General features: G+C 53.0%; 13 protein-coding genes. 8 read left to right on the plus strand and 5 right to left on the minus strand.

Annotated elements, in window-relative coordinates:
• Positions 1–172 precede the first annotated feature (172 nt).
• From PsAD5_RS19750 to PsAD5_RS19770, 5 genes are all read right to left on the minus strand, one after another.
• Positions 173–1,405, minus strand: coding sequence for an MFS transporter (locus PsAD5_RS19750; protein ID WP_063293343.1), 1,233 nt, complete (start codon positions 1,403–1,405; stop codon positions 173–175).
• A 215-nt stretch (positions 1,406–1,620) separates the two neighbouring features.
• Entirely contained in the window at positions 1,621–2,094 is a 474-nt protein-coding gene (locus PsAD5_RS19755) for a GNAT family N-acetyltransferase (RefSeq protein WP_063293344.1), read from the minus strand.
• Positions 2,095–2,201: 107 nt separating this feature from the next.
• The gene (locus PsAD5_RS19760) at positions 2,202–3,239 is read right to left on the minus strand and encodes an ABC transporter substrate-binding protein (protein WP_063293345.1); all 1,038 of its coding nucleotides are present in this window, start codon (positions 3,237–3,239) and stop codon (positions 2,202–2,204) included.
• Complete coding sequence (locus tag PsAD5_RS19765; protein ID WP_063293346.1) at positions 3,209–4,594, minus strand: sensor histidine kinase; 1,386 nt, start codon at positions 4,592–4,594, stop codon at positions 3,209–3,211. The genes PsAD5_RS19760 and PsAD5_RS19765 overlap by 31 nt, the downstream gene beginning before the upstream one ends.
• Entirely contained in the window at positions 4,591–5,256 is a 666-nt protein-coding gene (locus PsAD5_RS19770; RefSeq protein ID WP_063293347.1) for a response regulator transcription factor, read from the minus strand. Before PsAD5_RS19770 ends, PsAD5_RS19765 begins: the two co-directional genes overlap by 4 nt.
• Before the next feature lie 108 nt (positions 5,257–5,364).
• On the opposite strand from PsAD5_RS19770, the gene PsAD5_RS19775 reads away from it, so the two are divergent.
• From PsAD5_RS19775 to PsAD5_RS19810, 8 genes are all read left to right on the plus strand, one after another.
• A complete protein-coding gene (locus tag PsAD5_RS19775) occupies positions 5,365–6,348 on the plus strand; it encodes a tripartite tricarboxylate transporter substrate binding protein (protein ID WP_063293348.1) in 984 nt (327 codons plus the stop codon).
• A gap of 66 nt (positions 6,349–6,414) precedes the next feature.
• Positions 6,415–6,900, plus strand: a complete 486-nt coding sequence (locus tag PsAD5_RS19780; protein ID WP_063293349.1) for a tripartite tricarboxylate transporter TctB family protein — start codon at positions 6,415–6,417, stop codon at positions 6,898–6,900.
• 9 nt (positions 6,901–6,909) lie between these two features.
• Positions 6,910–8,427, plus strand: coding sequence for a tripartite tricarboxylate transporter permease (locus tag PsAD5_RS19785; protein WP_063287503.1), 1,518 nt, complete (start codon positions 6,910–6,912; stop codon positions 8,425–8,427).
• A 26-nt stretch (positions 8,428–8,453) separates the two neighbouring features.
• Complete coding sequence (locus PsAD5_RS19790; protein WP_063293350.1) at positions 8,454–9,509, plus strand: AbrB family transcriptional regulator; 1,056 nt, start codon at positions 8,454–8,456, stop codon at positions 9,507–9,509.
• A gap of 192 nt (positions 9,510–9,701) precedes the next feature.
• A complete protein-coding gene (locus PsAD5_RS19795; RefSeq protein WP_063293351.1) occupies positions 9,702–12,101 on the plus strand; it encodes a transketolase in 2,400 nt (799 codons plus the stop codon).
• A gap of 97 nt (positions 12,102–12,198) precedes the next feature.
• Entirely contained in the window at positions 12,199–13,350 is a 1,152-nt protein-coding gene (locus tag PsAD5_RS19800; RefSeq protein WP_063293352.1) for a DSD1 family PLP-dependent enzyme, read from the plus strand.
• 192 nt (positions 13,351–13,542) lie between these two features.
• On the plus strand, positions 13,543–13,980 hold the full coding sequence (locus PsAD5_RS19805) for a glyoxalase superfamily protein (RefSeq protein ID WP_063293353.1): 438 nt from the start codon (positions 13,543–13,545) through the stop codon (positions 13,978–13,980).
• A gap of 214 nt (positions 13,981–14,194) precedes the next feature.
• Complete coding sequence (locus PsAD5_RS19810; protein ID WP_063293354.1) at positions 14,195–14,680, plus strand: hypothetical protein; 486 nt, start codon at positions 14,195–14,197, stop codon at positions 14,678–14,680.
• Positions 14,681–14,907: the final 227 nt, after the last annotated feature.

The raw sequence follows: 14,907 nt of genomic DNA on the forward strand, positions 1-14,907 counted from the left end.
AACCCGATTTAACTCCCGTTCACTCATAACCACCCATCCCATGCCACGCTCCCCAGCATAACCCAACGTAAGAGCACTGTGACATTTTTAGTTTGCAGAGGATAGACAGTTTAGCATTGCGCTGACAACCCAATTTCGCAGAATCGACATTATGGAACCTTAGTTCTGCGCCTTAAATCTCACTTGCCCCTCTTACCCAAAGCAGTGAGTTTATTGTTAGGAGGGCGATGAAGGTGGTGAAGAGGAGGGTGGGGTTGTTTTGTTCCAGGAGGATTCCGGTGAGGAAGAGGCCTAGGGGGACGCCTGTGTAGCGTAGGGAGGAGAAGGCGGAGAAGACTGTGCCGCGTTTGTCCTCGGGAACGAGTTTTTGAAGTACGGTCGCATCCACGACGCTACCAACGCCCAAGTTCACACCATACACAAACATTCCCAGTGAAATGACGATTGCCGCGGTCTCGACATTGCCGCTTGTCCAATCCGTACTTAACATCCAGAGCAGCAAGGCTAGGCCAAGTGCTTGTCCGATGGGTGTGAGTTGCAGGAGCCTGAGTGAGGACACTCTGTGGCCCAGAAACGTGTAGGCCAGTGTTGTGAGTGTGGTTCCGCAGGCAAAGCATGTGAGCCAGATTCCAAGCCAGACTGCTTGCTTGTCATTTGAATTTGCCAGAACTGGCAAGGTCAATGAAAGCAAGGAGACCGCCACTGTATTGATGATCAAGTCATAAAGGCCGAGCTTTAAGATGCCCGGAGTTGAGAGTATCCATTTCCAGACTTCTTTCACTGGCTGTTTATTTGTATTAGCTGCGTCTTGCTGACGAGTGGCTTTGATGCCTATGGATACAATCATAAGCGCCATCAGGAAACTCAGTGAGTCTAAGATCAGGACTGTGGTCGCGCCAAAGGCGGCGATCAGGATGCCAGCCATCGATGGGGTTAGAAGGTCAGCCACAGTCTCAAGAAGCGAGTTCATTCCGTTCACCCGTTCGCGAGGCAAGCCTTCTCGATCAATCAACGCCGGGATCATAACGTTTTTTGCGGTTTGTCCGGGAACATCGATGACCTGCGAGAGGAAGACGAGAAATCCAAGGAGGGCAAGATCCAGCAGATCAACGGAGTATAGCAGCGGTATCAAAAGTACGGCGAAGGCGTTTACTGTATCGCAGAAAATACTGGTGGTTCTGGCAGAGAACTTGTCGATCAACGGCCCGCTGAAGAGACCGACAACGATGTTTGGAAGCTGTCCGGCAATGGCGATTGTTGCAGTGATGACAGCGTTGCCCGTCAGGTCATAGACAAACCACGGTATTGCGATTGCAGACAGGCCATTTCCCAATAAAGACAAAAAGTTGGCTGAAAACAGGAGGCTGATCTGTCCCCATTTAGCCTTTAAGGTAACATCAGACAAAACAACCTCACTCTGCGAAATACAGCATAAATTCAATGGCTTGAGTGCGCGCAATCATGAGTATCGGAAAAAATTCAAATATCATTCTTATCTTATACTGATAAAAGCGAGTGCTTGGGAGTGCAACTCAAAGCCGGTCAGTTATTCGATTTGAGCCTGCTGCAGACATGACACCACGTGAATATCGCAGGAACTCTGGTGGGTATTGTTAGGCTTTACGCGGCCAAGGTCTTTGTCATGAGAAAGTTTGTGAGCGCTACTCCTCGAACAACGGGTGCTTGCTCGCGCTCAACTTGCCAGCCTTGGTGAAGGAAGAAAGCTTTTGCAGCCACGCTAATGTCTGCTGAAAGGGTGGAGATGTTGCGCTGTTCCGCCCAGTTTTGCAACTGGTCATAGATGGCGGTGCCGACACCTTGGCGGGTGTGGTAGGGGCTGGTGAATGCGAATTCCACATAACCTTTTGCATCGATGGTCATGAAACCGATTACTGACTTATCTTTGACAGCAACAAAGCCAGTCATATCGTGGAGTTTGGCAGACCAACGCTCTGGTGCGGGTGCAGGCCCAGCCCATGCGGCGAGCTGCTCCTCGGAGTAATGCTCCTTTGCTCCGATCGTGACGGCCTCATAAAACACGCGTGCGCAGTCTGGGGCATCTGAATTCTTCAGTGGGCGGATCTCTACAGGCATTGGTGGCTTTCACTCAGCTGGGTTTGGAGGCAGCCTCTTGCCACAAACTCTGACAAGGCGAAAGAGGATTGAGTGACAAAATCCTCTACCTTCTGATTTGGCTTATCTCACTGCTGAATGATCGCGTTTTGCCATTCCTGGAGGAAGTGTTGCCGTTTCAGGTTGTCTTGATAAACCAACAGACCTGGTCCAAGGCGGATGGCCCGTAGGGATAGGTTTGGGGCAATCTCGTTGCGGTTGAGTTTTGGATAGGGGTAGTAGTCAGCCCCCTCCTCGCTCCAGGATGCAGTGATCAGATGATCTATGAAGGCGCCCGCGATTTCGGGTTGTTCGGCCCCCGCTGGAATGATGGCAGAGCGCAGCATAAGTGTTGTGAAGTCTTCCAGTTCGAGAATGCCGATATCAGGATCACTGGCGGCCCGTGCAGAGGCGTAGGAGCCGAGCACGTTGTAGGCAATTGCCAGATTGCCCTTTGTGATGTCAGAAATCATATCAGCGGAGCAGCAGTAGAGACGGGCGTTCAGAGAGCCCATTACCTCGTTTAGACGCCAGAAAGTGTCTGATGTGCGGGCATCTTGCGTGGCAAACAGAAAGCCAAGGCCGCTCTGACGGATGTCATAGGTGCCGACTTTGTCGAGGAAGCGTTCTGGATGGTTGCGCAGAGTTGAAATCAGATTTTGCCGTGATGTTGGCACTTCCAATCCTGCAAAGGCGGATTTGGAATAGACCACCGAAGCTGGTTCCTGCGTGAAGGCGAATACATGATTGCGCCAGCGGGCCCAGTCCGGCATCAGGCCGGCGGCTGAGGAGTTGTGCGGCAGGGTAAATCCGTCGTTCGCCAACTTCACCTGCAGGTCCATGGCAGATGAGATGGCAACGTCAAAAACTTGTTTCTCATCATAGAGGGCTGTCATCAACTCGGTGCTACTGACAACAGTATAGTCTATAGAAACACTCGGGTATTTGCGTTGAAACGCTACCACCATGGGCGAGAAAATGTCGATGTCTGAGTTGGAGATAATACGCAGGTTCGCGCCCTCTTGCGGAGCGGGAAACACTTTGTGCTGTTCAATCTCATAGGCACCTGCGGAAAGCAATGAGGCCAGCAACACGATCAGGACTGAGGGAAATAGAAGGATACGCATGCGCCTCTGACATTTTTTCTGTTCGAAAGTTTCAGGTGTCCGCCATGAGCTTGTGTCACCTCTTCGGCGATTGTAAGCCCAAGCCCGGAACCGACCGTGTCTTCAGCGTTTTTGCCGCGTGAGAACCGTTCCGTCAACTGGTCTATGTCTTCCGGAGCAAAGCCCGGGCCTTGGTCATAAACCGATAACACAACCCAGTTGTCTTCGGAGGTAACGATAACCTGTACGTCCTCGCCTTGCGGGGCGTACTTGATCGCATTGTCCAAAATGTTGCTCAGCGCATTTTGGATAAGGATCGCATCTCCGGAGATCAGCGGCGGTTCCTCACCATGCGAGCTCAGGGTTTTATCTTGCATTTCTGCCAGTGGACGCAGCCGTTCAAGAGTTTCCTCGGCCAGGTCCAGCAGGTTGATGTCCTTGACCTCCAGATGATCAGTTCGGAAGGAAACCATGGCGTGATCCAACAACTGGCCTGCTGCGCGTGAGCTCTCATCAATGGCCCGGATCATCTCTTTCAAAGCCGCTCTGTTTTCTGGTCGCTCCACGCGGCGCAAGGCAATTTCCGCTTGCGTTCGCAGCACTGCAAGCGGCGTGCGGATGCGGTGAGCAGCTTCTGCGATGAACTCTTCGGAGCGTGTGAGTGACTTCTTAAGCCGTGCCATGAACCGGTTGAGCGCCACCACAAGCGGTGCCATCTCACCCGGCACAGGAGCTTGTACTGCCCTCAGATCCTGCGGACCTCTTTTTGAGACAGAGTTTGCCAGTGTCTGCACAGGGCGCACGGCTGATTGAGCTGTCAAAACACCCAGCACGGCAGCTGCAATAAAGAACCCGAAACCGAGATAAGCAGCATTCGCGGAGATGCGCTCCAAGGTTTCTCGTTGGCGCTTCAGTGTTTGAGCGACAGACACGGTGACTTCAACAGGGCCGGATGCGTTGGAAAGGCGGCGTGTGGCGGAGACCATACGAATGCTTTCACCCAGATAATGAGAGGTGATGAACCTGTGACTGTCCTGTCCTTTCGAGGCCTTGGCAATGGGCAGGCTTTCATATCCGGTGAGGTACTTTCCATTGACGACAACACGGTAAAAAACGCGGTCATCACTCACATTGCCAAGCATGGAGAGTGCGGAGTAAGGAATATCGACCGTCACCTCCCCGCTCTGAATTGCTGCACTGTCCAAAATAGACGTGGCGGAGGCTGATAGGATGTTATCCTGAGACTCTTCTGCGACTTGCTTGGCATAGGTCATCACCATCACAAACAGCAGGGCTGCAAGCACGGCGGCGATGCCGAGGAGCTGTAGGGTCAGGCGGCGGCGGATTGAACCGGATATGTTGGCACCAGAGTTCATGTCAAGCTTAACCGATACCCTAGTCCACGCACGGTGATGATCTGGACCGAGGAAGATGAAATATGCCTGCGCAAACGGGCAACATATACCTCGATGGCATTTTCTGAGACGTCTTCGTCATAAGAAAATAATCTGTCTACAAGCTTTGTTTTTGAGAAAATAACGTCTGGAGCGCCGAAAAATATCTCCAAAAGGCGTAGCTCTTTGTTACGCAGGCTCACTGTTTTGCTGCCAATTTTGAGTGTGCCAGCCAGTGTATCAAACACCAGATCGCCGAATCGCTTCGCATTTGTCACGCCGCCGGATCTCCGCCTTATGACAGCACGGCATCTTGCCTCTAACTCCGAGAAATCAAAGGGTTTTGTGATGTAATCATCAGCCCCGAGATCGAGCACCCCTACTCTGTCTGAGACCTCTGAACGTGCTGTCAAAACGATCACCGGAGTGTCATCCTGACGGCCTCGATGTTCATTTAGAAAATCTCGCCCATCACCATCTGGAAGCATGATGTCGAGCAAAATCATGTCGTAATCTGCTGTCGAGATGTAGTCCTCGGCAGTAGAAATTTCAGCAGCGTGATCAACAACATGACCATCCAGTGTCAATCTTTCGACAATGGATGTCGCCAGCTTGGCGTTATCTTCAACGAGAAGAAATCTCATCTTTTGCTTCCCCAAAAAATCAAGGAGGTGACAGGTTTGTGTCAGGTTTCCGTGTTTTCACGTAAGTCATGGGTGACAAATGCTGCCCTTGTCAAATGGGAGGACACAATGAGTTTTATTCGGGCGCGCCGCGTGGTTGCGGCAGCGGCTTTGGCTGCGATGACATTTTCCATGCCAACGGCTTCCTTTGCAGAGCCAGTGGTTGATAGCATTCACTTCCTCATTCCAGGTGGTGCTGGTGGAGGCTGGGACGGCACTGCACGCGGCACAGGCGAAGCACTAACCAAGTCCGGCCTTGCTGGCACGGCCTCTTTTGAAAATATGTCCGGTGGCGGCGGCGGTAAGGCCATTGGGTATCTCATCGAGAACGCAGCAAGCCAGCACGGCACGTTGATGGTAAACTCCACGCCAATCGTGATCCGCTCGCTGACTGGCGTATTCCCGCACAACTTCCGTGATCTGACGCTGGTTGCAGGCACCATTGGCGATTATGCAGCCATCGTGGTGGGCAAGGACAGCCCAATCAACTCCATGAGTGATCTGCTGGCAGCCTACAAAGCTGACAAGCGCGGCACTGCAATTGGCGGCGGTTCTGTCCCAGGCGGCATGGACCATCTTGTTGCGGCCATGGTGATGGAAGCAGCTGGCGAAGATGCGACCATGGTGAAGTACATTCCGTATGATGCGGGTGGTAAGGCCATGGCGGCGCTGCTTTCCGGCGAAATCTCTGCACTTTCTACCGGCTTCTCCGAGGCGATTGATCTTGCAAATGCGGGTGAAGTGAAAATCATTGGCGTCACTGCTGATGAGCGCGTTGCAGCCTACAAAGATGCGCCAACCATGAAGGAACAGGGCATCGACACCACGTTCGTCAACTGGCGTGGTTTCTTCGGCGCACCGGGCCTGCCAGAGGCACAGGTGTCTGCCTATCAGGAGGCTCTTGCGAAGATGTACGACACCCCTGAGTGGGAAGAAGTGCGGGCACGCAATGGCTGGGTCAACATCCATAACTCTGGTGAAGACTTCCACGCGTTCCTTGAAGGTCAGGAAAAGACCATCGGTGATCTCATGAAGAAGCTGGGCTTCCTCTAAATCAATAAGAATAAATGGATGCGCTCTTGGCAGCGCATCCACTTGTCACGCCAACGGGAGGGGATGATGGCACTGGACCGATGGATTGCACTTGTCATTCTGGCAGTGAGTTTAAGCTACGGATACACCGCGTTTTTTCTGATGGACGCTGGTTTGCCACCGTTTATGCGGTTTAACCCAATCTGGCCGAGCACGTTTCCAAAAGTCATTGCGGTGCTGGCTGCAATCACAAGTCTCGCCATTTTGCTCGGGTTTGAGAAAAAGACTGCAGATTCAGATGCAGACGAGATCGATTTCAGCAGATTATGGGACTACAACATTGGTCAGGCCGTGTTCCTGCTGGTTCTGATGGCGGGCTACGCTCTGTTGCTTCGTCCTGCTGGCTTCCTGCTCTCCACACTGCTCTTTCTGGTGATCTCGGCTGCTCTGCTTGGAGAGCGGCGTTTTATGATCCTTGTGCCTGTTGCAGCCATTGCTGCTGGCGGTGTCTGGTATCTGGTTCAGCAAACACTGGGCATTTACCTCAGCCCTCTTCCAACATTTTTCAACTAGGAGGCCACGATGTTAGACGGTATTTGGGTTGGCCTCTCGACGGCCTTCTCGTTTTCTAATCTTTTGATGGTAATCGGCGGCTGCCTGATTGGCACGTTTATCGGCATGTTGCCGGGGCTTGGGCCTATGTCCATCATTGCCATCATGATCCCTGTTGCGATCTCCATCGGTGATCCTTCCGCGGCCTTGATCCTGCTTGCAGGTGTTTATTATGGCGCGATTTTTGGTGGCTCCACGTCCTCCATCCTCATCAATGCACCGGGTGTGGCATCCACTGTTGCAACAAGCTTCGATGGATACCCTTTGGCTCGCCAGGGCAAGGCAGGCAAAGCGCTGACAGTTGCGGCGATTGCTTCTTTCGCAGGTGGCAGCATCGGCGCAATCCTGCTGATGATTTTTGCACCTGCGCTCGCATCCGTCGCGCTGCTCTTCCACTCAGCTGAATACTTCGCATTGATGGTGGTCGGCCTTTCCGCAATCGCTGCTTTCGCCGGCAGCGGACAGGTGGGCAAAGCCCTGCTCATGACGCTGGTAGGCCTGATGATGGCAACCGTTGGTGAAGGGGCATTGTTCAACCAACCACGCTTCACCATGGGTATTCTGGATCTGCAATCCGGCTTCGGGTTCATCACGCTTGCTATGGCCATGTTTGCTTTGCCCGAAGCTTTGTTCCTTGTGTTGGATCCATCCCGCTCTAATTCTGGTGGAAGTAGTGGAGACATCAAGGATCTGCGCATCACAAAAGCAGAGGCCAAGAAGATTGCACCAGTGATTGGTCGCCAGTCTATTCAAGGCTTCCTGATTGGGGTTCTTCCGGGAGCTGGCGCAACAATCGCCTCCTTCCTCGGCTACGCGGTAGAACGCAACATCGCGCCGAAAGAAGAACAGGCTGAGTTCGGCAAGGGCTCTGTCAAAGGCCTCGCAGCACCAGAGTCTGCGAATAATGCAGCATGTACTGGTTCCTTCGTTCCTCTGTTGACCCTTGGCATTCCGGGCTCCGGGACAACGGCGATCCTGCTCGGTGCCCTGATCGCTTTGAACGTTTCACCGGGGCCACGCCTGATGATCGATCAGCCAGAGATTTTCTGGTCTGTGATCATCTCCATGTATGTGGGCAATGTGATCCTGTTGATCCTGAACCTGCCGCTCATCCCATACATCGCCAAGGTGTTGGCTGTACCGCGCAACTATCTCATTCCGTTCATTTTGTTCTTCACCCTCATGGGTGCCTATATTGGACAGAACAATGCAACGGAACTGCTGATGCTTGTGGGCTTTGGGGTATGTGCAACGCTCCTGCGCTTTGCCAACTATCCGCTCGCGCCACTACTGATTGGCTTCATTCTGGGCAGCATGCTGGAAGATAATTTCTCCCGGTCTATGCAGCTATATGATGGGATTAGCTTTATCATGGAACGCCCGATGACCATGGGCCTGCTGGCTCTGGCTGTTATTCTGGTCGTTTTGCCAACCATCCGTGCCCGTCGTGTGCGCAAGCAGGAATTGGAAGCCGCTGAAAGCGACTGATCAAACCGCAGCTGGGAAACTGAGTTTTGGCACTTGAGAAGAAAGACTGGTCCAATCTGTCCATTACGCTTGCCATTGCAGGCGCGGGGGCTGGTCTTTTTTCCCTCCTCGGGTTCCCGGCAGCACCCCTCACTGGCTCAGCTCTTGCCGTCTCGCTCGGTGGCTTGCTGGGCGCTCCCGTCATCGTTCCACTCTGGTTGCGCACGCTCTGCTTTGTTGTGCTGGGTACGAGCATTGGCTCTGGTGTGACGCCTGCCGTTATCGATGCCGCGATTACATGGCCTGCGAGCTTCTTGGCACTGGGGATCAGTCTTATTCTCAGTATGCTGATTAGCCGTGCGATCCTGGTACGGTTTTTCGGGTTTGATGCCTATAACGCCTCACTTGCATCTTCACCGGGGCACTTGAGCTACATCCTCAGTATGGCAGCAGATAGCAAGGCGGACGTCACCCGCATCGGGCTTGCACAAAGTACGCGGGTCTTGTTCCTCACCATCTGTGTTCCGCTCTTTGTCTCGCTGTTTTTTGGGGAAACAGGCGCTTCCTTCCTGCCCGCACAAAACATCAGCCTGCTCTCAGCTGTCTATCTGTTGATCGGGGCGGCTGTCGTTGGAACCATCTTCTTAAAGATGAAACTCCCCGCCGCCTATCTACTCGGCGGAATGCTGGTGTCGTCTTTAGGGCACGTAAGCGCACTCACACCCGGCAAGATACCGGATTGGGCAACGCTCAGCTCATTTCTGGTGATGGGAGCTTTGATTGGAACCCGCTTCAAAGGTGTCAGTCTTGATCTTTTCGCCAAAGCCATTGGCGCGGGCGTTGTGGTTACGCTCATCACAGTTGGTATGGCAATCCTTGGGGTTGTGCTGGTGATGCCACTGGTTGGACTGGACCCAAGCCTGTTGTTCGTCGCGTTCGCTCCCGGCGGTGTTGAAGCTATGGCTGCCATCGCTGTGCAAAGCGGTCTCGACCCCACCTTCGTCGCCGCCCACCACGTCTTCCGCCTGCTGCTGCTGACCTTCGTTGTGCCTTTGTTGTTGAGGCGCTCAAAGACCGCACTCCCCGCAAAAGGTCAGCCGTGAATCTACGTAGCATATGAGCTGAAAAGTGCATTACGAATAGGTTAGGTGGAAGTATTTTCCTTAAATTCGATCAAAGCTCAAAAATTTCCCTTATTCATGAAGGTATATCAGTTGGCTCAAGAGATTAATTCTCAAGGCAATCTGATAGCCTCGCGGAATAAAAATATTCCAATGAAACCGACGGGGAGTTTAATGAGCGCAGCTTCACTGGATACTTTGGGTACGCTGGAAAGCCGAGTGCGATGGCTTGCCTCCTGGACCATTCACAATGCCAACCATCTCCGCGGTTCTGACGTTGGTGATGTGAAAGTTGGCGGCCATCAGGCGTCTTGTGCATCTATCAGCACCATCATGACTGCGCTCTATTTCCATAGTTTGAGCCCACAAGACCGGGTGGCGGTGAAGCCGCATGCCGGGCCAATCTTCCATGCCATTCAGTATCTGGCCGGGAACCAGACTCTAGAGAAACTGCAGAATTTTCGTGGGTTTCATGGCGCTCAATCTTACCCCTCTCGCACCAAGGATATTGATGACGTTGATTTTTCAACTGGCTCTGTTGGCCTTGGGGTCGCGCAGACGCTGTTTTCATCACTGGTGCAAGACTATGTGAAGGCGCATGGCGGGCTTAACAAAGCGCCGGAAGGTCGTATGATCTCGCTGGTTGGCGATGCGGAAATGGATGAAGGCAACATCTACGAGGCACTGCTAGAAGGCTGGAAACATGGCCTGCGCAATTGCTGGTGGATCGTGGATTATAACCGTCAGTCATTGGATGCAGTGATCCGCGAAGGCCTTTGGGAGAAGTTTGAGAGCATCTTCCGCAATTTCGGCTGGGAAGTCGTTACGCTCAAATACGGGAGCCTACAGGAAGAAGCCTTCAAAGAACCAGGTGGCAGCAAACTGCGCGATTGGATCGATCTGTGCCCCAATCAGCTTTACTGCGCCCTGGCCTATCAAGGCGGGGCAGCATGGCGTAAGCGACTGCTGGATGATTTGGGAGATCAGGGCGAGGTCAACGAGCTGATCAATCGGCGCAGTGATGCTGAGCTGTCCAAGCTCATGTGCAATCTGGGAGGTCATGATTTGCCGTCTCTGATTGAGGCGTTTGAGAGTGCCAAGACCCATGATCGCCCTGTCTTGTTCCTGTGCTACACCGTGAAAGGCTTTGGCTTGCCGCTGGCAGGGCACAAAGATAATCATGCAGGCCTGATGACCTCCAGGCAGATGGAAGAATACCGCAAGCTGGAAGGCATTCGCGAAGGGCATGAGTGGGACAAGTGGGAAAGCACATCTGACCCGCACAACCTTCAGACTTTCGTGACTGAAGCTCCCTTCTTCTCAAAAGGCAGCCGTCGCTATTCTGCGAAAACGGTGACTGTACCGGCAAAATTGCCGGCACCCAATGCAGCAGAGAAGATGCTTTCCACGCAGATGGGGTTCGGTCAGATTCTGCATGAAATTTCCAAGCAGGATGAAGAGCTTGCCAAGCATATTGTAACGACCGCGCCAGACGTGACGGTCTCCACCAATCTTGGCCCATGGGTCAACCAACGGGGGTTGTTTGCCAAGGAAGAACTGGCGGATACGTTTAAGGCTGAACGGATCCCCTCCACTTTCAAATGGGCATTTTCTCCGCAAGGCCAGCATATCGAGCTGGGTATTGCAGAATCCAACCTGTTCCTCCTCCTTTCAGCACTTGGGTTGTCTCACAGCATCAACGGTCAGCGCTTGCTGCCCATTGGCACAGTTTATGATCCGTTCATACTTCGTGCGGCTGACCAGCTTAACTATGCTTGTTATCAGGATGCCCGCTTCATGTTGGTGGCAACACCATCCGGTGTGACGTTGGCACCGGAAGGTGGGGCACACCAGTCCATCAGCACGCCGTTGATTGGCATGGCTCAGGACGGGCTTGCCGCGTTTGAACCTGCCTTCGTCGATGAGCTGGCAACCATCATGCGCTTTGGATTTGATTACATGCAGCGCGATGGTGAAGGCGATCCTGATGAGCGCACATGGTTGCGGGATCAGACAGGAGGTTCCATCTACCTGCGCCTGTCCACCCGCCCGCTGGAGCAGCCCCAACGGACGATCTCACCTGAAGACGAACAGGACATTGTCGATGGAGCCTATTGGCTGCGCAAGCCGGGACCGAATGCGGAAGTTGTGATCGCTTACACGGGTGCCGTCGCACCGGAGGCAATCAACGCTGTTGGGATGATGGCGGAAGACCGCCGTGATGTTGGTCTGCTGGCAATCACGTCTGCCGACCGCCTCAATGCTGGTTGGACAGCTGCGCAGCGCGCTCGGGACCGTGGGGCAATGCATGCACGCAGCCACATTGAGCGCTTGTTTGATGATGTGCCGAACAATTGCTCGCTCATTACAGTGCTGGATGGGCACCCTGCTACCCTTGCATGGCTTGGTGCGGTGAAAGGCAACACAATCCGCACTCTTGGCGTAGAGCACTTTGGTCAGACTGGCACCATTGCCGATCTTTATGCTCATTACGGCATCGACACCCAATCCATATTGCGGGCGGCTGAAACGATTTCGACAGGTGGCAAGATTCGCTACATCAAGGCGAGCTAGACTTGCAGGCGGAAGCGGTGTGTGGTGCATTGCTTCTGCCGTTCTAACTGTTCAGTTTCGTTCTTACTGAACTCATGCCTGCTGCAAGGACTTCGCTGTGACCTCTGATCTTTCCCAGTACACGCTTGGCTATGACATCCCTGCCCTACCGGGAATGAAGCTGGACGACGTGCAAACGCCTGCTTTGATTGTTGATCTTGATGCTTTTGATCATAACCTGCTGAAAATGCGTGATGAGATTGCCAAGTATGGTGTTCGCCATCGGGCGCACTGCAAAATGCATAAGTCTGCTGAAGTTGCAAAACTACAGATAGAGCGAGGCAATGCTTGCGGCGTGTGCTGCCAAAAGGTGAGCGAAGCAGAGGCTCTGGCGAAAGCGGGTCTCACAGACATTATGGTGTCCAACGAAGTGTGCGATCCTTACAAGATTGATCGTTTGGCACAGCTTCCCAAGCTTGGTGCACGTATCCTAGTCTGCACCGACAATCTGGCAAATATTGAATATCTTTCACAAGCTGCAGTCAAACACGCAACACAGCTGGAAGTTCTGGTGGAACTGGATTGCGGAGGTGCCCGGTGCGGCGTGGCAGATAGTGCTGCTGTGTTGGAGCTGGCAACTGCAATCATTGCAGCCTCCAACTTACGGTTTGCGGGCATTCAGTCTTATCAGGGCGCTGCGCAACATGCCTTTGATTACGCTGATCGAAAAGCGCTGCTGGATACGGCAATCACGATCACCAAGGATGCTGTAGACCTGCTGGAAAGCAAAGAGATCCACTGTGATATCGTTGGCGGCGCAGGGACTGGCTCATACCCGTTTGAAGCAGCCTCCGGTGTGTTCAACGAGTTGCAATGCGGGTCCTATCTCTTCATGGATGCGGACTACCGCAAAGTGAAAGACAAAGATGGCAAGCACTTACCTGCTTTTGAGCATGCCCTGTTCCTGCTGGCTTCGATCATGTCCACTGACATCGATGGGCAAGCCGTTTGCGATGCAGGGCTGAAGGCACACAGCATCGATTCCGGGCTGCCGACTGTGTTTGAGAGACCTGACCTGCAAAGTCTTGATTATTCAGATGAGCATGGCGTCCTGAAGGATCCGCAAAACTCGTTGAAGATCAACGATAAGATCAAGCTCGTTCCTGGGCATTGCGACCCGACCTGTAACCTGCATGACTGGTATGTGGGTGTACGTGACGGTGTCGTGGAAACGCTTTGGCAGGTGACAGCCCGTGGTAAGTTTTACTAGGCGTACAGAACCTTGGTTTGACAGCAACACCCATCCTCTGTAGGTTGCGCGGCGAGGGATCAGGCCCCTGCCGCTCGCAGAGCTATGCTCATGGTGAAGCCTGAAACAAAAGATGCGACTTCAGCCCAGACAAGCGGGTTGGTGGCAATGCGAGCTCCATCAAGTTGATCCCGCATAGTTTGAGGCTATGAAATGAACGGATCTCTTCCTTCCCTTTCCGCGTTAAAAACGCAAGCGAAGCAATTGCGTGCTGCGCTGGAAAAACGCGGCGAAGCAATTTCGCACTCCCAGACACTGGAGCTTATTGCTCGCCAACAAGGCTATAAGGACTGGAACACCCTTTATGCTGCCGTTGGCAACCGTCCACCTGTGTCGTTTCTGCGGCCCGGTGACAGGGTTGCCGGCAAGTATCTTGGACGACGGTTTGCTGCCGAGGTTCTTGGTGTTCAAAGCTCCGTCGCGGCCCACCGGGTGCGGCTGACATTGCACTTTGATGAGCCGGTTGATGTGGTGAGTTTCAAAAGCTTTTCCGCTTATCGGCAACGAGTGACCTGCACGGTAAATGCGGATGGCATGACGAGTGAAAAGACCTCTGATGGCGAACCGCACATGGTTCTAACAGGGCTCTGATCTTACCTCACAAAAGAACCGGGAGACGTGACGCCTCCCGGTTTCCAAGTGGACACAACCACCCTGTGCATCAATGCGATCTCAACCGCAAAATGCTTGGTGAGGTGAAACTGTTGCTTGAACATCCATGCTTAATTAAACTATACTGCGATACTCATGTTTAAATTACTGGCGATGTGATGCAATCGCCAGATGCACGAAAGAGGCGCTGGCCATGGATGTTGGGGCAAATGATGTTTACCTGGAACGCCAACCGGAACGACTGGTTCTGGAAGGGTATCGCCGCTGGTCATCCGGTTTCGAGACAGGTTCCATCACGCCCTGGGAAATGGCATGGGACCTTTATAGCGAAGTTCTCGGTCATCAAAATGCAGGAGTAGCGCTCGCCAGTCTGTCTCAATACGTGCGTACACTCAAGCGCTGTGCAGCCTGCCCGCTCCGCTCCTACCCTTATGATTCTCAGCATCTTTGTGTCGAAGAATGCCTGACCATGGGCCTGATTGCGGGCTTGCAACATGATGTCGACACCGTTGAGCTTTGCCTGCAGCACATTACCTGTCCGCAAAGATGCGAAGAAGTAGAACAGGCCGCTGCGAACTTCGCCGAGACCCTCAAATCCCTCGGTCAAGTCATGCTGCCTGTACCGTCTCATGTGCTGACTGATATTCTGAAAAAGAGCTCAGGCGGAAGCATGCATTAGGCTTGAACTAGAAAGCGCTTCTTAAAATATTGTGCGGCTCGTGTTTGTGAGCTGAAGCCTTCAAATTGATTTCATTACCAATTGCAATGGACGAGTCTGCGTCCGTGCAGGCCAATCTCTTCTATAATTCTCTTCTATAATTCTCTTCAAATCAGCCGCTTCCTACCACTTTAATATATCCGCCGCAGCTCTCTGATATCTCACAGTATTCCCTCTGGGTGCACTGC

This window comes from Pseudovibrio sp. Ad5 (assembly GCF_001623095.1).
Classification (GTDB): domain Bacteria; phylum Pseudomonadota; class Alphaproteobacteria; order Rhizobiales; family Stappiaceae; genus Pseudovibrio.